The following is an 18,234-nucleotide window of genomic DNA, read 5'->3' as shown; positions in this document are numbered from 1 at the left end:
AATCCACGTCCGCATTGCACTGATGAACCGCTTCAATGCACTCGGCACGGCCGAAATCGAACGCGTGGCCTGACGTCAAAAGGGAAAGGGGAAGTCGCCACTAGCGGCCGAGTTCTGCAACAACGCCTTGCTTCTCATTCCCCTTCCCCAAGGACCGCTTTCTGCGGAAAGCGCGAATTGTTACGGAATCCTTTCCGCAACGCATTGCCGCAATTCGCGCAGGTCCCGCGGGCCGGAAGGCATCCCCCGAAGGCTGCGCGGCAGCCGCTTGGCAGAAGGGTCATGCGGGTCTATTCTTGCACAAGGATCGCCTGCGGTCGGACCAGCCGGATGGACGCGACAAGGATCGGCATCTTCTGCCTGGGGCTTTTCGCCTTCGCGATGGCGATCCTGGGCGAGCTTGCGCTTGGCTCGGTGCTGGGCGGCATGGCCCCGGCGGGAACGGACAGCGCCCCCGGATGGGGCATCCGCATGCTGGGGCTGATCGACCTCGCGCTTGGCTGGACGCTGGCGCTGATGGCGGTCGAGATCATCCGGCCCATGGGCCAGCTTGCAAAACTGCAGGGCTTCGTCACCCTTGTCCTGTCGGTCTTCGGCATCCTTGCCGGGCTGCTGCTGATCTTCGCCGCGCTGACGCTGCTGGTCCTGATGGTCTCGCTGCTTCTGGCCTTTCCCTTCGGCACCGCCGTCTACCTGGCCGCATGGGGCGCCTTCCCGGCGGGCGCGGCGCGGGCGGTGCTGGCGCTGCTGATGATCTTCAAGCTGGTCGGCATCGCGCTTTTGATGGTGGCTACCCCCGCGCTGCTGAAGAACAAGGGGCTGCTGGTGCTGCTGGGGCTGTCGGTCGGGCTGACCTTCCTGACCGGGCTGCTGATCGGCTTCGTTCCCGGCGTGGTCGCGGCCATCGCCGATGTGCTGGCGGCGCTGATCTCGGCGGTGGCGGGGACGGTCTGGATGCTGGTGCTGCTGGTCGGCGCGCTCGGCTCGATCCTGCGGGCGATCCGCAGCACCGCGGGCTGAGGAAATCGCCCGCTCCCTGCAATCCGGGCGTGTGAAGACCGCTGAAATCTGGTAAACTCGCGGTGAGCTTCGGTTTCGGGGAGGAGTCGCCGCGATGCCCGTTGACGCGCTGATCGACTGGGTGCGGCAACATGCCGGCAGCGCCGAGGTCCATCTGCGCGGGAGGGGGGACAAGCCGCCCGAAGGGGTCAGCCTCGCGCTGGTCGCCATCGACCCCGCCGCCGCCTTCGGCGCGGGCACGCTCAGGATCGAACTGACCTACCGGCTGACCGTGCGGATGGCCGATGCGGTGGCGGGCGACGCGCTGCTCTGCGCCTTGGCCTTTGCCGCGCTGGAGGCGCCCGGGCTTCCGGGCACGGATGGCACCGGGCACCGCCCGCTGCGCCTGCTGGCCCCGGCCGAGGCGCAGGCCCGCCACGGTCCCGCGCCCGGACCCTGCCTGCATCTCGTCCTGACGGTCGAGCGGCAGCGGGACGCCACCCCCGCCCTGCCGGTGACGGAGCGCATTCTCAGAAGCAGCCAGAAGGTGCCGCGGCGCGCCGCGGGCCGGGACGGGTAACGCAGCGGGCAAGGGAGGATCGCCGAGATGCCCGAATATCTGACACCAGGCGTCTACGTCGAGGAGGTCTCGACCGGGGCGCGGCCGATCGAGGAGGTGGGCACCACCACTGCCGCGTTCCTCGGGCTTGCGCCCGACGCGGGCGCCCGGCCGGGCGAGGCCCTGGCCGTCAACAACTGGCGCGACTTCCTGCGAATCTACGGGGGGCAGGCGGGGGTTTCCACCCCGCTGTCGCACGCCGTCTCGGGGTTCTTCCTCAACGGCGGGCGGCGGGCCTGGGTGGTGAACACCGGTCCCGGCCGCGGCTTCGAGGAGGGGCTGCGGGCGCTGTCGGCCGTGGACGAGATCGCGATGGTCGCCGCCCCCGGCGAGACCGACCCCGCCATCCAGGACCTGCTGCTGACCCATTGCGAGCTGCTGGGCACCTGCTTTGCCATCCTCGACGGCCCGGCCGAGGCCGCCGACCTGTCGCGGCTGATCCGCGTGGCCAGCCTTCCGGCGGGCGACGCGGACGGCGAGCCGGGCGGCCAGCGCGCCCGCGAAAGCGAGCGCGGCCATGGCGGGCTTTATTTCCCGCATCTGGTGGTGCGCGACCCCTTCGATTCCAGCAGGCTGGTCACGGTGGCGCCCTCGGGCCATGTCGCGGGGATGTTCGCGCTGAACGACACCCGCCGCGGCGTCTTCAAGGCGCCGGCGAACATGGTCGTGCGCGGGGCGCTGGGGCTGTCGCAGCGGCTGACCGATGCCGAGCAGGCGGTGCTGAACCCGGCCGGGGTCAACGTCATCCGCATGTTCACCGGGCGGGGGATCGTTCTCTGGGGGGCGCGCACCCTCGCGCCCTCGGCCAGCGAATGGCGCTATGTCCCGGTGCGGCGGCTGTTCATCATGGTCGAGGAAAGCATCCGCCGCGGCACCCAGTGGGTGGTGTTCGAGCCGAATGACGAACGGCTGTGGAAAAGCATCCGCCGCGACGTGGGGGCGTTCCTGACGCTCTTGTGGCGGAACGGCGCCCTGCAGGGGGCGACCCCGGAACAGGCCTTCTTCGTCAAGTGCGACGCCGAGACCAACACCCCCGACGAGATCGCCGCCGGGCGCGTGGTGATCGAGGTCGGGCTGGCCCCGGTGCGCCCCGCCGAATTCGTGATCTTCCGCATCGGCCAGACCAGCGCCGAGATGCCCTGACCCGCGAAGGAACCCGCCATGCCAGAGATGGACACCACCCAAGCCGCCCAAAGCCCCGACCCGATGCGGAACTTCCAGTTCCGGCTGGAGATTCCGGGCGTGGCGCGGGGGCATTTCACCGAGGTCAGCGGCCTCGGTGTCCGGGTCCACCCGATCCGCTACCGCGAGGGCGGCATCGGCCAGATCGTGCGGACCATGCCGGGGCCGGTCGATTACGCCGAGGTGACGCTGCGCTACGGCCTGATCCGGGACGCCGAGCTGTGGACCTGGATGCAGGCCACCATCCAGGGCCGGGTTGAGCGGCGCAACGTGTCGGTGATGATGCTGGACACCGACGGCACCACCGAGGCGCTGCGCTGGAACCTGTTCAATGCCTGGCCCTGCGAATGGCAGGGCGCGCCCCTGGACGCGCTGGGGCGGGACGTCGCGGTGGAACTGCTGCGCCTGTCCTTCGACCAGCTTGAGCGGGTCTGAGCCATGCGCGCCCGGATCCCGCTGCCACGTCGCCTGTCGCGGCTTCTGCGGCGGGTGGCGCAGGCGCTGGACCGGCGGGAAACCGAGGCCGAGGCGCGGGCCGCCCGGCTGCGCGGACGCTTTCCCGACGCCCCCGAGGCCTGGATCGCGGCCGTGGCGGCCTGCGGCGAACCCCTTGGCCCGATGCAGGGGGCGCGGCTGTCCCCGCCCCCGCGGCGTTCCGCCCCGGTCCCGCCTTCCCTCTGGCACAGCGACCCCCGCAGCACTCCCGCAGGGCGCGATCTCCGGGCCGGCCTGTCCGTTGCCCCGCCTCCGGTCCCGCAACCCGCGCCGCTCCTGCCGCTCCTGCAACCCGCCCCGCCCCCGGCGAAACGGCCGGGGCCGCGCCTGATCTGGGACCATGCCGCCCCGCCCCGACTGGAACCGGCCGCGTTCCACGGCCCGCATCCGGCGCCGCCCGCGCCCCCGGTCCCGGCCGGGCCGCCCGCCCGGCCCGCCGCGCCCGCGCCGATCAGCCCGCCCCGCCGCAAGCCCCCGTCGTCCCGCGTCGAGTTCCACCAGAACGCGGCGCCCGGCCCGTCCCGCCCCGACCCGCCGCGCGACCAGGCCCATGGCACCGCGCCAGCCAAGGCCATCGCCCGGCAGGCCGATCCTCCGGCCCCCCGCCCGGAACGCGGGCGTCCCGTCTTCGCCCTGCCCGACCGGCAGCCCCCTTTCCCGTCCCTCTGGCCCTTTCCGCCCCCCGTCCGGCCAGCGGCGGCAGGTTTCCCGCCCCTGTCACCCGCCGCCCGCCCGGCAGAAGCGGCCTTCCCGGAACCGCAGCCCCGGCCCCCCGCACCCCCGCCGCTTGCGCCCGCCGCATCCCGCCCCGCACCAGCCCATGAACCCGCGCCCGAGGCGCCGCACCCGTGGCCCGCCCTTCCCGCGTCCCCCGCCCCGCCCGCGCCCCCGGCGCCGCGCCGCTGGGCCGAGCCGCTGCCCGATCAGGAGAAACGCGGATGGAGCGCGTGACCTTTCTCATCGAGGACACGGGCGAGCGGGTGTCCTGCCTGCTCAATCCCGAAAGCCTGACCCTGACCCGCCGCGCGGGCCTGCGCGAGCGCACCGGCCGGGGCGGTGTCCTGACCGGCACGGGCGGCAGCCACGACCCCCTGATCGCGACCGGCGGCGGCGTCACGGAACTGGACCTGCAGTTGCTGTTCGACACCGAACTGGCCCAGAGCCTCGACCCCCGCCCGGCCGCCGCGCCCGAAGGCGGCGAGCCGCCGCGGCTGACCGAACCCGACGTGCGCGACCTGACCCGGCCGCTGCTGGCGCTGGCGGAACCCGGCCGGGCGGCGGGGGACGGGCGCGGCCCGCCGGTCTGCCGCTTCATCTGGGGCACGGCCTGGAACCTGCCGGTGGTGGTGCTGGCGCTGGCGGAACGGCTGGAACGCTTCGGCGCGGGGGGCGTGCCCGGCCGCTCGTGGATGAGCCTCAAGCTGCGGCAGGTGCCCGAGGCCGAGACCGCCCCCATCGGCCCCCCGCCCCCCGCGGGCGCGGCCCCGCCCGATGGGGCGCCCGACACCCTCCCCGACGCCATCCCGGCGGTCGCCGACCCCGACGGCCAGCCGGCGACGCCGCTTTACCTTGCCGCCCTGTGGCTGACCGGCGACCCCGAAAACTGGCCGCAGGTCGCCGAGGCCAGCGGGATCGAGGACCCGCTGCGGATCGATGCGGGCACCGTCCTGACCGCAGGCCCGCCCGCCGGACCCGCGCCATGAACCGCCCGCTCACCCCCCGCCCGCGCCTGCAACTGACCCTGGGGGGGACCGGGATCGACGCGGCGCTGGCGGCGCGGCTGTCCGAGGCGCTGCTGCGCCAGTCGCTCGGCGCGCCCGCGGCGCTGGAAATGGTCTTTGCCGACCCGGACTGGACCGACAGCCTGCGCCCCGGCAGCCCGCTTGCGGCGGCGATCGACGGCCGCCCCGTCTTCGCCGGCGCCATCACCGGGCTGTGCGAGGAAGCCTCGGCCTCGGGGCGCGTGCTGCGGGTGGTGGCGCGCGATCCGCTGATCCGGCTGGCCCGGCGCCAGACGCTGCGGGCGCTGGCCGATGTCTCGGCCGAGGACGTGGCCGCGCAGCTTGCCGCCGACCTCGGCCTTGGCAGCCGCAGTCTGGAAACCACGCCGAAACGGACGCTGGTGCTGCAGCATGAACAGACCGATCTTGATTTCCTGGCCGATCTTGCCGCCCGGTCCGGCCTTTACCCGGTCCTGCGCGACGGGATGCTGCTGCTTCTGTCGCTGGCGGGCGACGGCGAGGCGGCGCTGACCCTGACGCTGGGGCAGTCGCTTCTGTCCTGCGAGGTGGCGCTGGCCGCCGACAGGTGGCTTCCGGGCGGCACCATCCACAGCCGCGACCCCTTGTCGCTGAAGCCGCGCACCAACCGCGCCTCGCTGGCACGGCAGGACCGGGTGATCGACCTGCACGATCCGGGCGACGACCCGCCCGGGGGCGAGCGGATGCTGCTGAACCGCCTTGGCGGCACCGATGCCGAGGCCGAGGCGATGCTGCAGGCCACGCTGGACCGCGCCGCCGCCGAAACCGCAGTGGCCCAAGGCTTGGCCGAGGGCGATCCCGGCCTGATGCCTGGCCGCGCCGTGACCATCGAGGGCGTGCTGCCCCCGCTTGCGGGCGGCCATGTCGTCACCCGCGCCCTGCACCGGCTGTCGGCGACCGAAGGCTATGTCACCGAGTTCTCGACCGAAGCCCCGCGCCTGCCCGCGCCCGCCCGCACCCCGCTGGTGGCGGTGGGCCGGGTCACCGACGACAGCGACCCCGAGAAGATGGGCCGCTGCCGGATCGAGCTGCCGGATTTCGGCGGCCTCGACGCGGGCTGGATGGCCTGCCTCGCGCCGGGGGCGGGGCGGCGGCGCGGCATGGTGGCGCTGCCGCAGAAGGGCGACGACCTGCTGGTGCTGTTTCCCGAAGGCGACCCGGCCCGCGGCATCCTGCTGGGCGGGCTGTTCGGTGCGCAGGCGCTGCCCACCGAGGCGCGGCGCCAGCCGCACGGGATCGTGCTGCGGACCGGGGGCGGGCAGGTCCTCGACCTCGCCGGCGGCGGGGCCGCGCTGAAGATTGCGACATCGGGAGGAAGCTTTCTGGAAATGGAACCGGAGGGCGTGCGGCTTGCCGCCGCCGCCGATCTGGTGATCGAGGCGCCGCGCCGGACCATCACCATCCGGGCGGCGGAAATCCGGTTCGAACGGGAATGAGGCGATGCTGAAGGTGCTGACCGAAAAGGCCGAACTGCGCTGCGCCCACGGCGGCCGGGTGGGGCTGGAAGCCTCGCAGGACCTCGTGCGGATCGGGGGCGTGCCGGTGCTGGTCCGCCCCGACCTGATGAACCGCCCGATCACGGCCTGCCCCCATGCGACGCCCGCCAACCCGCCGTGCTTCAAGACGGTCTCGGTGGACGAGGCCGCGTCCTATTCCGCCTTCGTCTTCATCGACGGCCAGCCGATGGCGAAGCTTTCCGCCACCGGAAAGACGGACTGGAGCAAGCTCGGCGTCGTGCCCTTTTCGGCCGGCGCAGCGGGGCAGGATTTCGTCACCCTGCGGGAATGAAGGGAGGGGGCGCGATGGCAGGCTTGCAGGGATGGCTTTTCGACCCATTGGGCGGCCCGGCCCTTGCCGCGGACGGGGCCGTGGCTATGGTCGGCGGCCCGGCCCTCATCAGCCAGTCGCTGATGATCCTGCTGGGCACGGTGCCTGGCGAACGGGTGATGCGGCCCGATTACGGCTGCCCGCTGGACCGGCTGGTCTTCGCCCCGAACGACGCCACCACCGCCGGGCTTGCGATCCACTACGTCCGCCAGGCCCTGCGCCGGTGGGAGCCGCGGGTCGATATCCTGCGGCTGGATGCCGGCCCCGACCCGCAGGGCGCGCCCGAGGCGCTGCGGATCTGGCTGGAATACCGCATCCGCCGGACGGTGCAGCACGGCAGCCTCGGCTTCACGCTCGATCTGGGGGGACCTCATGCGTGACGAGGACCTGATCGACCGCCGCCGCTTTGCCGACCTCGTGGAGGAGGCGCTGGCGATCATCCGCGCCCGCTGCCCCGACTGGACCGACCATTCCCCCGGCGATCCGGGGATCACCCTGGTCGAGGTCTATGCCTGGCTGACCGAGACGATGCTTTACCGGCTGAACCGCCTGCCGGGGCGGCTGCATCTGGAACTGCTGAAGCTGCTGGGCGTCCTGCCGCTGCCGGCGGCGGCGGCCGAAACGCGGCTGCAGGCCACCCGCGCGGGCGACGACCTGCCCGCCGCCGAATGGCCCGAAGGGCTGCGGGTCTCGGACCCCGAGGGCAAGGTGATCTTTTCCACCTGCGCCCCCCTGCGCTTCGTGGAAGGCGAGACCGCCGCCGAGGTGCCCGCCGTCCAGGCCGAGCCGGTCGAGGGCGAGCTTCTGGGCCTTGGCACCGGCGAGGCCGGGCGCAGCTTCACCCTGCGCCGCGGCCCGGTGCCCCGCCCGCTGCCGGTGGCCGAGACCCTGCGGGTGGGCGTCGAATGGCCGGGCGGCGACGAGGTCCCGCCCGAGGCCCGGACCATCAGCCTGGAAGGCCGGGTCTTCGTGCTGTGGGACGAGGTGCCCGGCTTCCGTCCCGGCCAGCCGCCGCGCGCCTTTGTCGCCGACCGCACGACGGGGCGGATCACCTTCGCGCCGCTGTCGGGGGTGATCCGCGCGGGCGACGGCGGCGGCTTCGCCATCCCCCCGCGCGGGGCCGAGATCCGGGCCTGGTATCTGGTCGGCGGCGGGCGCGCGGGCAACGTGCCGCCCGGCACCCTGACCCAGCTTCGCCAGCCGGTGCCGGGACTGTCGATCACCAACCCCGCGCGGGCCACGGGCGGCGAGGATGCCGAAACCCCCGCCGCCTTCGTGGCGCGGGGCTCGGACGCGGTGCGGATGCCCGATTCCGCCATCACCGCCAGCGATTTCGAACGTGTCGCGCTGGCCGCGGGCGGCGTTGCCCGCGCCGGGGCTGAGGCGGAACTGGCGCTGTGGTCCTTCGGCCGCCCCGGCGTGGTCGAGGTCCGCATCGTCCCGCAGGTGTCCCCCGACCCCGAGACCGGCGCCGTGACCGAGGAGATGCTGGCCGCCCACCGGCAGGAACCTTTGCGCGAGCGGGTCGAAAAGCTGCTGGACGCCCATCGGCCGATCGGGGTCCGCGTCGCCGTGCGCTGGACCCGGTGCCGCCCCGTGGCGGTCGAGGCCCGGATCGCCGCCTCGCCGTCCGAGGACATCCCGGCGCTGGAACGGCGGGTGACGCGGCGGCTGAACGCGCTGCTGTCGCCCTTGGGCGGCTGGCCCGCCGGCAAGGCGCTGCGGATTTCGGAAGTCTATGAGGCGATCCTGGCCGAGCCGGGCGTGCGCTATGCCGAAGGGGTCAGCCTTTCGACCACCGACAGGCCGGAAGGCCCGGTCGGCGCGCTGGTCGCCGACCCCAACCAGCCGCGCACGCTTTACGCGCTGATGGGTGACGGGCTTTACCGCTCGCTTGACGACGCGCAGGCCTGGGAACGGGTGGCGGGCGGCGAAGGGCTGCGGCCCCGGGCGCTGGCGACCGACCCGGACCTGCCGGGCTTCCTCGCGCTGGCACTGGAACGCCCCGACGGCCAGACCGAGCTGCGCAGTTCGCCCAGTTGCGGCGAGGAATGGACCGAGCTCGAGGTTCTGCCGAAACCCGTCCACGGCCTTGCCGTCACCACGCGGGAAGGCCGGCGCTGGCTGGTGATCGCCGGGGCCGAGGGCTGCCTGCAGCGCGACCTCGCCACCCCCGGCCTGCAGGCTGTCGAGGTCGGGCCGGGCGGCACCGGATTCTACGCCGCCGCCAGCGCGACCAGCGCCGCCGGCACCGGCTTCGTGGCGCTGGCCGCGCGCTCGGGCGGGGGGGTGTGGCTGTCGTCCCGCTGCGGCGCGGGCGGCAGCTTCCAGCAGCTTCCCGGCTCGCAGAACCTCGACATCCGGGCGCTGGCGTTTGCGCGCGACGGCGGGCAGCTCTGGCTCTGGGCCGCGGTCTGGGCCGAGGCCGGGCAGACCGGGACCGGGCCGATGCGGATCGCGGTGCGCGCGGACGGGCTGGACCCGCAGGGCTGGCAGCGTTTCCCCGAGGGCTGGAAGGGCGGATCGTGCATGGCCTTCGACGTGGCGGGGGGCCGCGTCGCGGCGGGCACGCGCGACGCGGGCGTGCTGATGCTGGATGCGGGCGGCGCCAAGCCCGCGTGGCGGGCGTCCCGGCTGACCTCGGGCCTGCCCATCGACAACGACCGGGCGCGGCTTCTGCCGGTGGCGGCGGTGGCGCTGCGGCCGGGCGGGCGGACCCTGCTGGCCGGCACCGCGCAGGGGCTGTCGCGGGGCGATCCCGAGGATCTGACCTTCACCCGCATCGAGGGCCGCCGCTTCACCGACCGCCTGCCGCTGCCGCCCGGCTGGCTGCCCTGCGCGGGCGCCCACCGGCTGCAGTTCGGCGCCGAACCCCCCGGAGGCGACGATGCAACCGGCTGAGATCGCCCTGCTGCTGCCCGAGATCTACCGCCGCGGGCTGACAGATGGCTCGGTCCTCGACGGGCTGCTCAATGTCATGGCGGCGCTGCACGGCTCGTTGGAAACGGCGATCGCCGATCCGGCGCTGCTGGCCGATCCCCGCCGCGCGCCCGACCGGCTGGTGCCGGTGCTGGCGGCATGGGTGGGCCTTGGCCGTTACCTGCAGACGGACCCCGGCGAGGACCGCCCCGCCGCCGGCGACCTGCGCGAACTGACCGCCGCCGCCGCCGCGCTCGGCCGCCGCGGCGGCTCGGCCGCGACCCTGCGCCGGTTCCTTGAAACCGCGACCGGCGTGCAGGGCTTCGGCATCGAGGAAAGCGCCGGACGCCCGTTCCATTTCCGCGTCAGCATCCCGGCCGCCGCCCTGCCCCGGCTGGACCTCGTGCGGCGCATCATCGCGTTCGAGAAACCCGCCTTCACCACCTTTGAATTGGCGCCGATCCCCGACGCCGGCCCGAACCAAGGGAGTTGACCGATGCCTTCCTTCCAGATCACCGAAGCGCCTTCGCGCCTTGAGATGGGGGCACCCGATGCAAGCGGGGTGACGCCGCCCGCCAAGGCCACGTTTCTGGTCCGCAACATGGCGCCATCGGCGCAGGTGGGCCGCATCACCGTCGAGCCGCTGGACGGCGCCCGCCCCGAATGGTTCGAGATCGCGGGCGCCCCCGCCACCTCGCCCGGCAAGATCGAGCGCGACTTCGTCTACGGCGGCAACCAGAGCATCGAGGTGACGGTGCGCCCGCCCCCGAACGCGCCCGCGGGCAACCACGGCTTCCGCCTGCGGGTCGCCGCCGAAAGCGACCCCGACGCCGATTTCGTGCAGGGACCTGCGGTCGCCTTCACCCTGGCCGCGCCGCCCGCCGCGCCCGCGCCGAAGAAGAAGATCCCCTGGTGGATCTTCGCCGCCGCCGCCGCGATGGTGGTGCTGCTGGCGGGCGTCGGGGCCTTCATGTTCATGCGCGCCCCCGCCACCCCGGTCCCCGAGGGCCTTGTCGGCCAGCGCGCCGAGAACGCCGCCTCGGCGGTGGTCGAGGCCATCGACCGCGGCGTTACCTTCGCCCTGTCGCGCGAGGGCACGGGCGAGCCCCTGACGGTGATCTCGACCCGCCCCCCGGCCGGTTCCGGCGTGGACGAGGACGAGTTCGTGGCGCTGACGGTGCGCATTCCCGACGGTCCCTGCGATTCGCTGATCTGCCGCTTTCCCGACGCCCGCTTTCCCTCCGCGACCGTGAAGGCGCTGGCCCCCTTGGGATTCGACGTGAAATACGCGCCGGCCCTGACGGTCGCCCAGGGCGAGGTCCGGGTGGATGCCGCGCGGATCGAGGAGATCAGGAACGCCGCGCCCCCCGTCCCGGTGGTGCGGATGCCCCGCCTGGCGGGGTTGACGGTGGATCAGGCGCGGCAGCAACTGGCCGATCTGGGGCTGGGGATGAACCTGACCTCGGTCACCGATGGTCCCGAGGACGGGCGGGTCCACCGCACCGCACCGGAGGGTCCGACCGAGCTTCCCGCGGGCAGCATCGTCCAGGTCTTCTACCGCAGCGAGCCCTGCATCGGCAGGCGCTGTCTTTTCCTGCAGGACATGGTGGTGGCGCCCAAGTTCATGGACGGCGTCATCATGCAAAGGCTGCCGCAGTGACCGCCGCGGACCGCCCCCCACGGGATGGCGGATCATGCGCAAGGGCCTGATCACGCTGGCGCTGTTCGGGTTGCTGTTCGTGGCGCTGATGGTCTTCGCGCCGCGCCCGCAGGGCGGGGACGCGCCGCCGCGCTGGACCGAAGGGCTTGGCCGGCTGCTGGGCGGCTTCGCGCCGCGGGTCCGCAGCCTCGGCGGCCAGACCGCCTTCGCCCTTGCCGCCGGCGCCGTCCATGAGGCCGAGGTGCCCGCCGCGCCGGGCAAGGACCTGCGCCTGCTGACCCTGCGCCACCGCGACGGCGGCGCGGCGCGCGTGACCTTCGCCTGCCGCCCGACCCCCGCCGACGAGACCTGCGAAGGAGAGGAGGAGGAAGCCTGCCTCGGCCTGCCGCTTCACCCCGCCTGCGGGGCGCAGATCGACAAGGGCGACCGGGGCGAGGAGATATCCTTCACCGTGGGTCCGGGCGGCGGCCGAATCACCATCGCGGCGGGCGAAACCGCCCTGCGCGTCGAGGTGGCGCAGTGACGCGGCCTGCTGCTGCGGGTCGGCGCGCCCCTCCGGCTCGCCGCCGCTGCGCCGTCGCCTTCCCCCCGGCAGGTGAGGCCCCTCGCCCGGCCGCTCAGAAGCGGACGCACCGGGCAACGGCGCCGTGGCTGCTGGGGTCCGAGGCGTCGCTGCCGTGCAGCACGTATTCCCCGTTCTGCAGCTCGATTTCGACCGCGTCGGCGATGTCGTCGAAACTGCCCCAGACCCGGACGAGGTAGCAGAAGCCCTCGCCTTCCTTCATCCCCAGCGGCAGGGGCGCGTCGCCCGCGACCCATGGCGCGGCGGGGTTGCCCGCCGGGGGCAGGACCCGTTCCCGCGGGCCGCAGAGCGCGGGGTCCGAGGACAGGCCGAACTGCCCGAACTCGGGCGCGAGGCGGCTGGCCGCAAGGACGGCATAGGCGCTGGGATAGCCCGTCGCCGGCTCGGGCAGGGCGCCCGAGACGATGCCGACCAGCCGGCCGTTCTCGGCCAGGGTGACGCGGCCGCCGCTCATCCCGCTGGTGGTGACGGCGTCGCTTTCCAGCAGGCCCTTGGGGTCCGGCTCGATGGTGGCGAGGATGCCCATGCGCTCGGAGGGCTGGCCGGTGGCGCTGCGCAGGGGAAAGCCCGCGGCGATCACCTGGGCGCGCTTGTGGCGCGGCTCGACCGGGCAGAACTGCACATGCTCGGCCCCGGCAAGCCCCGGATATTTCAGCAATGCCGCGTCATAGGCGCCGCTGAGGCTTTGGACGGTCATCTGACTCTTGGGGGTCAGCGCATGGCCGAGGCTGCCCGCGCAGGTGGTGGCATCGCTCAGGCCCGCCGCGGTTCCCAGCACGACATGCTTCGCCGTCAGCACCATGCCGTCCGGCGAGATGACGACGCCCGTTCCCCGGCGCGCATTGCCGCCGGGTTCGGAACATTCGACATGGACGATGGTGGGGTCCAGCGCGTCCGCCTGCGCGGGGGCGGGCAACAGCAGCGCCAGCGCGGCGATGGTCAGGGGTTTCATGGCTGCGGCTCCTCAAGCCAGCCCGCGATGGTCGCAAGGCGCGGGGGGGTGATGCGGGTGCAGGCGTTGAATCGCGACCAGTTGCCCGACCCGTGCAGCCCGTTGGTGTGGACGCAGATGATCCGGTAATCCTCGCCGGTGTAGACCGGCGAGCCGCTGGTGCCCCCGAAGGTGTCGTTCTCGTAAAAGGCCTTGTCGGATTCAAGCACGCGGAACTGGTCGAGGCTGACCCATTGCCGGCCCGGCGGCGCCTTGTCGGCGGCATAGCCCTGCACGGTCGAGGGCTGGCCGAAGGCCGCGTCCGGCAGCGCCGCCACCCCGAACCAGCCGGTGCGCTGGCCGATGTCGCAATCCAGCCGGATCGCGCCCAGGTCGTAAAGCCGCGAATCCGACACGAAGAATGACGCGGTCCAGCCCCGCAGCGCGTAAAGCCGGGTGGCCTTGCAGGCGCCGAAGGGCTTCGACCCGGTGTTGCGGCCGGGAAAGACCTCGAAATCGGCATACCAGCTTCCCATCGCGGTGCCGCCATGGACGCAATGCCCGGCGGTCAGCACCACGTCGGGGGCGATCATGGCCCCGGTGCAGAGGCTCTGTCCCAGCCCCGCGCGCTTGCGGAACAGGATCTGGACGATGGCGCGGGACGGAAAGGCGGTGGTGTCGAGGACCGCCACCCGGTCGTCATCCCCGATCACGGTGAAGGGGATGAAGCTGCCGCCCTCATAGCGTCCTTCGGCGGTCTCATAGGCGGAATAGGTGCCGCCTGCGGCTGCGAAATCCGTCTGCTCGCCGATGTCGAGCGTCTCGGTCCCCGCCTCGCCGCTGCCGGTGACGGGATCGAGGACCGGGACCGCGGCCGGGGCGGTCCCGGCAAGGTCATGCCCGACGCCCTGGTCGCCCTCGCCGGAAAAGGGGGCGGCGGCCATTTCCGTGTCCTCGGCGTTGCGCCATTCCTCGGGGTCGGTGATGGCGTAAAAGGTGTCCTCGTCCAGCACGCCCGTGGGTTCGAGGCCGCGGCTTTCCTGGTAATCGCGCAGCGCCTGCGCCGCCGCCTCCTCGCCGCCGGATTCGATGGCGCCCGCCTCGGCGAAGCCCTCGTCCACGAGGATGCGTTCCAGCGCCTGTTGGGCGTCCAGCGGCTCGTCGATCCCGGCGGTCTCGACCGCCGCGGTTTCATCGGGAAAGGGAGGGCGGTCGCGGTAGATGCCCGACCAGATGCGGTTGTGCCACAGGATCGCCTGGTCCAGCCCCTCCATCCGGGGGCCGTTGACCAGCCGGCGAATGCCGGGGCGGTCGTTCAGGTCGGCGGGGCGGTTGATCTGCCGCGCCGACCAGTAGGCGGCGGCGGCCTCCAGCCCCGGTCCCGGCTGCCGCGCAAGGTCGGGCTGCTGTTCCAGCGGCAGGCCGATCTCCTCGCCGCGCAGGCGATAGTTGGTGCGCCCGGTCAACTGGATATAGCCCGAGCCGCGATAGGCCCAGCCGTCGCCGGTCTCGGGGCCGCCGTTGCCCAGACGGTTGCGGTAAACCCAGTTGGCGATGGCCTCGGGCTGGCCGCCGAGCGCCTCGGCCTTGGCGGGCGTCACCGTCCGGCGGCTGAAGACCTGGGTCAGCCGGCGGGCGGAATAGTTCATGTTCTCGTCCAGCCGCCGCAGCCCGCCGGTCTCGGTCATGACCTGGGCCAGGAAATGCGACAACCGCAGCCGGCTGTCGATGTCATGGGCGTCCAGCATTCCCTGGTTCTGGACAAGCGCCTCGACCAGCGGGGCCGAGGCGCGGGGCGAGACCTTTCGGATCTCCTCCCCGGTGACGAAATCCTGCGCCGCCGCCCCGCCCCGGACAAGGGCTGCGACGGACAGCAGGGCAACAAGGGCGGCGGTGCGGAACATCTGGAACCCCCATGGGAAAGGCCATGCGAGGGCACCGCGCGGGCGCGGCGGCCTGCGGCTGGGCGGGATCGTTCAGTAGCAGTTGCAGCCGGTCGGACGTCCGTTCCCGTCGGCGGTGGGGGAACAGCACTGCTGCCCTGTCGGCAGGATGCAGCAGATGTTCCCCGCCGCCTGCGGGACCGGGCAGCCGGTGACCGGCGCGGGTGAAAGTCCAAGGAATGCGGATAACAGGAAGGTGATCATGCGAGCCTCCAACTCTCCAGATCATTTCCCGGCCGGGGGGGTCATGAACACCCCCTCGATCATTGATTTTACGTCAAACCCGCCTGATTCGATACGGGTCTCCCGCGCCATCGCCTTTGAAATGGCGGCGGCGGTGCGGGGGCCGGGAATGCCGTCCGCCGGTCCCACCGCAAAGCCCGCCTCGTTCAGCGCGGACTGGATCAGCCGCAGGCTGTCGCCGCCGGGGGGCAGGCCCGCCGCGCCGTCGGCCAGGGCCCCCGGCGCGCGGATCAGGTGGATGCGGTCAAGCCCGCGGGCATCGCGGATGACCAGCACCGCAAGGCGTCCGTCGGCGCTGACCTCGATCTGCCGCAGGCCGGTCCCGGTCCACAGCGTGCCGGCGCGGGCAAGGCCGTCGCCCTCGCGCCGGAACCGCAGGATGCCCTCCTGCCCCGGCCCGCCGACGAAGATGACCGAGCCGTCGCGGCTTGCCGCAAGCAGCGTGAAGGCGCCGTCGCCCGCCCCCAGATCGGCCGAGCCGGCGCGGGACAACTGCTGCGTGCCGCCGTCCAGCCGCAGCAGGTCGAGGGTGCCGGTGTTGGGTTCAAGCGCCAGCACCGCATCGGCGGTGCCGCCCGCATCCGCCAGAACCGCGTGGACGACGCTGTTCAGCGTGGCCGGGGCGTCCTTGCTGAAGACATTGGCCACCCGGAAGCAGCCGCCGGGGGAGGCCGCCGCCGGGTCCGGCTGCACCAGCCCCGCTTCCAGCAGCGCGCCATCGGCGGTCGAGGCGACATAGCCCGGCCGGTCCGGGGGGCCGAACAGGCTGAACTGCGCCGGCACGCCGCATCGCAGCCGCAGCTCATGGGGCGTCTCGCCGGGGTGGAAGGGCCGCTCGGGATAGCCGGCCACGGTGAACTGCGTGGGCGTGGTCACGAAGATGCGCTCTCCGCCGTCATGCGCGGCCTGGCTGTAGCGCGGGAAATCGACGCGGGCATTGTCGGGAAAGCTGATGAAGACGGCGGGCGGGTCCGCGGGGCGGGCGGGATCGAGGGTGATCACCATGCCGCTGCGCGACCCCGCCGGGCCGCCGGGCCGGGCGGCCCGCTGGCCCGCGGCATAGACAAGGCCGGCGGGGGTGATCTCGATGTCGCTGACGATGGTTTCCGTTTGCCACAGCGCCGCCCGGCGGACCGGGTCCAGGCGCCATTGCACGATGGCCGATCCGCTCCCCTCGCCATCCGGGGCCACGGCGGCGAAAAGCCCGCCCGTTGCGGCATCGATGGCGATGCTCTGGACCGGGGGGACGTCGTGGATGATGTCGAAGCCCGCCGCGTCCCCCCCGGGACCGGGCGCTTGCGCCTGCGCCGCAGTTGCCAGGACCGTCAGGACGCAGAGGAAGGCACGCATTCGTCGCTCGCATTGGCGGGATCGAGTTTCAGCCGGGGCAGGTCGTCGAAGCCGGTGGTGGACAGGTCCGAGGGCGAGACCGGCGGCTGCATTTCCGCAAGGAAGTCGATCACCTCCTGGTCGCTGTCGAAGACCCGGCATTCGACGGGCCGCGCGCCCCCCGACCCGTCCCCGCCCTCGGGCAGCCGGATCAGCGCCCGCTGGATCACCGCCCCCCCCTGCGGGTCCGGGCCGCCCGCCGCCTCGGGCCTGACCAGCGCGACAAAGATGACCCGGTTCCAGGGATGGGCCGGGTCGATCCAGTTCCGCCCGGCGACATATTCCCGGAACTCGTGCTCGAAGTCGTTGAGATACAGCTCTGCCCGGTATTCGCCCCAATCCGAGGGGCCGCCGGGATTGGGCAGGTTCACAAAGGCTTCCTTGCACCGTCCGGGCCGCGCGGCCGCGGCGTAGAAGGCGGGCGAGCGGAAATACTGCTCTGACTCCCGCTGGCCCTGGTAGGGCATCAGAAGCCTGCTGCAGAGATGCAGCGTCTGGCTCAACGGCCGTCCCGGAAGCTGCATCCTGTAGGCGAAGGTCAGGGTCAGCGTCAGGCTGCTGTCCGAGAACTTCGCCTTGGTCGTCCAGGTCGGGCGCTGCAGGATCGTCGAGATGCTGGACACCCGCCCGGCCAGCGGCTGCGCGGGCTGCAGCGTATCCCTGAGCAGCCGCAGGACCGGCTCGATGTCGGCCTGGCCCTCGCCGGGGCCGGCGAAGATGTCCGCCACATCGGCAAGGCCGCTGGTCACGACATTCAGCGCCTGCTGGGTTTCCTGCAGCATCCCTTCGGTCTTCCCGACCCGTGCCGACAGCGCGCCGGTGGTCCGGTTCAGGGCGGCGATGCCGGTGGCGGGCCGCGGATCGCAGTCGATGGGGGTGGCCTGCGGCACCAGATGGGCAAGCGCCGCCATGGGGGCGATCGCGACATGGCGCCTGTCATCCGCCACGTCGGCCAGCATCCCAGCGACCCGGCCCTCGCCGTCAAGAAGCGGCGCGCCGAGAAAGCCGCGCCCGTCCCATCCATCGGGCCGCGTCACCCGGTAATGGGTGACGACGCCGCCCGAAAGGACCGGCTCGACCGGGATCTCGCCATCCGCCCGCAGGCGCAGGCCCGCTTGTCCCGGCGGACAGGCGCTCAGCCGTGCCCTGGCCAGCGGCGGTTCCTGCGGGCTGCGGACAAGCACCGCCGCCGGGCCGTCTGCCGCGGCCACGCCCGCCGGGAATGCCGGGCCGCCATTGCCGAAAAGCTCGATGGTCCGGTCGGGCACGCTGGTCTTGGCAAAGCGCACGGCAGGGCTGAACCGGGCCGGGTCGCCCACCGCGCCCTGCGCGGTCAGCAGGCTGTCGGGGCCGATGGCGAAGGCGACGCCCCGGAAGGGCGGCGGCTCGCGCCCCGGCACCGCTGCCGGGCCGGTGGCCGTGACCGCGAAAAGCTGCGGCTCTGCCGGCTGGGACAGGGCCGGTCCGGCAGCCGTGAAAATGGACAAGGCAATCTTCAGTGGGTCGATCAAACGCATCGCCGACACCGTCCGGTCGGACCGCCGCGTCACCCGAAAAGGACGGACCGGCAGCCACAGCCAAAGGTAGCATCCTTCGGCGATCCTGTCGAGACAGGCGCAAAGGGGCGCAGCCCCCACGCGCAACAATGCTTGTCATTGCCGGACGTTCTTGCAACTTTCTTTTC

17 protein-coding genes are annotated in these 18,234 nt (G+C 72.8%); 13 read left to right on the top strand and 4 right to left on the bottom strand.

What is annotated here, in order from left to right:
- Positions 1–330: 330 nt before the first annotated feature.
- The 13 genes from H5395_RS12550 to H5395_RS12490 all read left to right on the top strand — a co-directional run bounded on the left by H5395_RS12550 (position 331) and on the right by H5395_RS12490 (position 11,984).
- Positions 331–1,020 (top strand): hypothetical protein, encoded by a 690-nt coding sequence (locus H5395_RS12550; protein WP_182792924.1) that lies wholly within the window; start codon positions 331–333, stop codon positions 1,018–1,020.
- Positions 1,021–1,114: 94 nt separating this feature from the next.
- A complete protein-coding gene (locus H5395_RS12545; protein ID WP_182792923.1) occupies positions 1,115–1,579 on the top strand; it encodes a hypothetical protein in 465 nt (154 codons plus the stop codon).
- Between the two features lie 27 nt (positions 1,580–1,606).
- On the top strand, positions 1,607–2,761 hold the full coding sequence (locus tag H5395_RS12540; RefSeq protein ID WP_182792922.1) for a phage tail sheath family protein: 1,155 nt from the start codon (positions 1,607–1,609) through the stop codon (positions 2,759–2,761).
- Positions 2,762–2,779: 18 nt separating this feature from the next.
- Positions 2,780–3,235 (top strand): phage tail protein, encoded by a 456-nt coding sequence (locus H5395_RS12535; RefSeq protein WP_182792921.1) that lies wholly within the window; start codon positions 2,780–2,782, stop codon positions 3,233–3,235.
- Positions 3,236–3,238: 3 nt separating this feature from the next.
- On the top strand, positions 3,239–4,246 hold the full coding sequence (locus H5395_RS12530) for a hypothetical protein (protein ID WP_182792920.1): 1,008 nt from the start codon (positions 3,239–3,241) through the stop codon (positions 4,244–4,246).
- Positions 4,234–4,998, top strand: a complete 765-nt coding sequence (locus H5395_RS12525; RefSeq protein WP_182792919.1) for a hypothetical protein — start codon at positions 4,234–4,236, stop codon at positions 4,996–4,998. Before H5395_RS12530 ends, H5395_RS12525 begins: the two co-directional genes overlap by 13 nt.
- Entirely contained in the window at positions 4,995–6,491 is a 1,497-nt protein-coding gene (locus tag H5395_RS12520; RefSeq protein ID WP_182792918.1) for a phage baseplate assembly protein V, read from the top strand. The genes H5395_RS12525 and H5395_RS12520 overlap by 4 nt, the downstream gene beginning before the upstream one ends.
- Positions 6,492–6,495: 4 nt before the next feature.
- Positions 6,496–6,843: a hypothetical protein gene (locus tag H5395_RS12515; protein WP_182792917.1), complete on the top strand. Its 348-nt coding sequence runs from the start codon at positions 6,496–6,498 to the stop codon at positions 6,841–6,843.
- 14 nt (positions 6,844–6,857) lie between these two features.
- Complete coding sequence (locus H5395_RS12510) at positions 6,858–7,262, top strand: GPW/gp25 family protein (protein ID WP_182792916.1); 405 nt, start codon at positions 6,858–6,860, stop codon at positions 7,260–7,262.
- Positions 7,255–9,783, top strand: a complete 2,529-nt coding sequence (locus H5395_RS19345; protein WP_182792915.1) for a baseplate J/gp47 family protein — start codon at positions 7,255–7,257, stop codon at positions 9,781–9,783. Before H5395_RS12510 ends, H5395_RS19345 begins: the two co-directional genes overlap by 8 nt.
- Complete coding sequence (locus tag H5395_RS12500; RefSeq protein ID WP_182792914.1) at positions 9,770–10,294, top strand: phage tail protein; 525 nt, start codon at positions 9,770–9,772, stop codon at positions 10,292–10,294. Before H5395_RS19345 ends, H5395_RS12500 begins: the two co-directional genes overlap by 14 nt.
- Positions 10,295–10,297: 3 nt before the next feature.
- Positions 10,298–11,461, top strand: coding sequence for a PASTA domain-containing protein (locus H5395_RS12495; protein ID WP_182792913.1), 1,164 nt, complete (start codon positions 10,298–10,300; stop codon positions 11,459–11,461).
- A 34-nt stretch (positions 11,462–11,495) separates the two neighbouring features.
- Positions 11,496–11,984, top strand: coding sequence for a hypothetical protein (locus H5395_RS12490; RefSeq protein WP_182792912.1), 489 nt, complete (start codon positions 11,496–11,498; stop codon positions 11,982–11,984).
- 94 nt (positions 11,985–12,078) lie between these two features.
- On the opposite strand, the gene H5395_RS12485 is transcribed toward H5395_RS12490, so the two are convergent.
- From H5395_RS12485 to H5395_RS12470, 4 genes are all read right to left on the bottom strand, one after another.
- Positions 12,079–12,996 (bottom strand): serine protease, encoded by a 918-nt coding sequence (locus H5395_RS12485; RefSeq protein WP_182792911.1) that lies wholly within the window; start codon positions 12,994–12,996, stop codon positions 12,079–12,081.
- On the bottom strand, positions 12,993–14,879 hold the full coding sequence (locus H5395_RS12480; protein ID WP_182792910.1) for a trypsin-like serine protease: 1,887 nt from the start codon (positions 14,877–14,879) through the stop codon (positions 12,993–12,995). Before H5395_RS12480 ends, H5395_RS12485 begins: the two co-directional genes overlap by 4 nt.
- Before the next feature lie 264 nt (positions 14,880–15,143).
- Positions 15,144–16,511, bottom strand: a complete 1,368-nt coding sequence (locus H5395_RS12475) for a peptidoglycan-binding protein (protein ID WP_182792909.1) — start codon at positions 16,509–16,511, stop codon at positions 15,144–15,146.
- Entirely contained in the window at positions 16,487–18,037 is a 1,551-nt protein-coding gene (locus tag H5395_RS12470; RefSeq protein ID WP_182792908.1) for a hypothetical protein, read from the bottom strand. Before H5395_RS12470 ends, H5395_RS12475 begins: the two co-directional genes overlap by 25 nt.
- Positions 18,038–18,234: the final 197 nt, after the last annotated feature.

The sequence above is a fragment of the Paracoccus sp. MC1854 genome (assembly GCF_014164635.1).
In the GTDB taxonomy this organism is placed as follows: domain Bacteria; phylum Pseudomonadota; class Alphaproteobacteria; order Rhodobacterales; family Rhodobacteraceae; genus Paracoccus.
The sequence above is the reverse complement of the archived record's forward strand: the minus strand, read 5'-3'. Positions and strand labels throughout refer to the sequence as shown.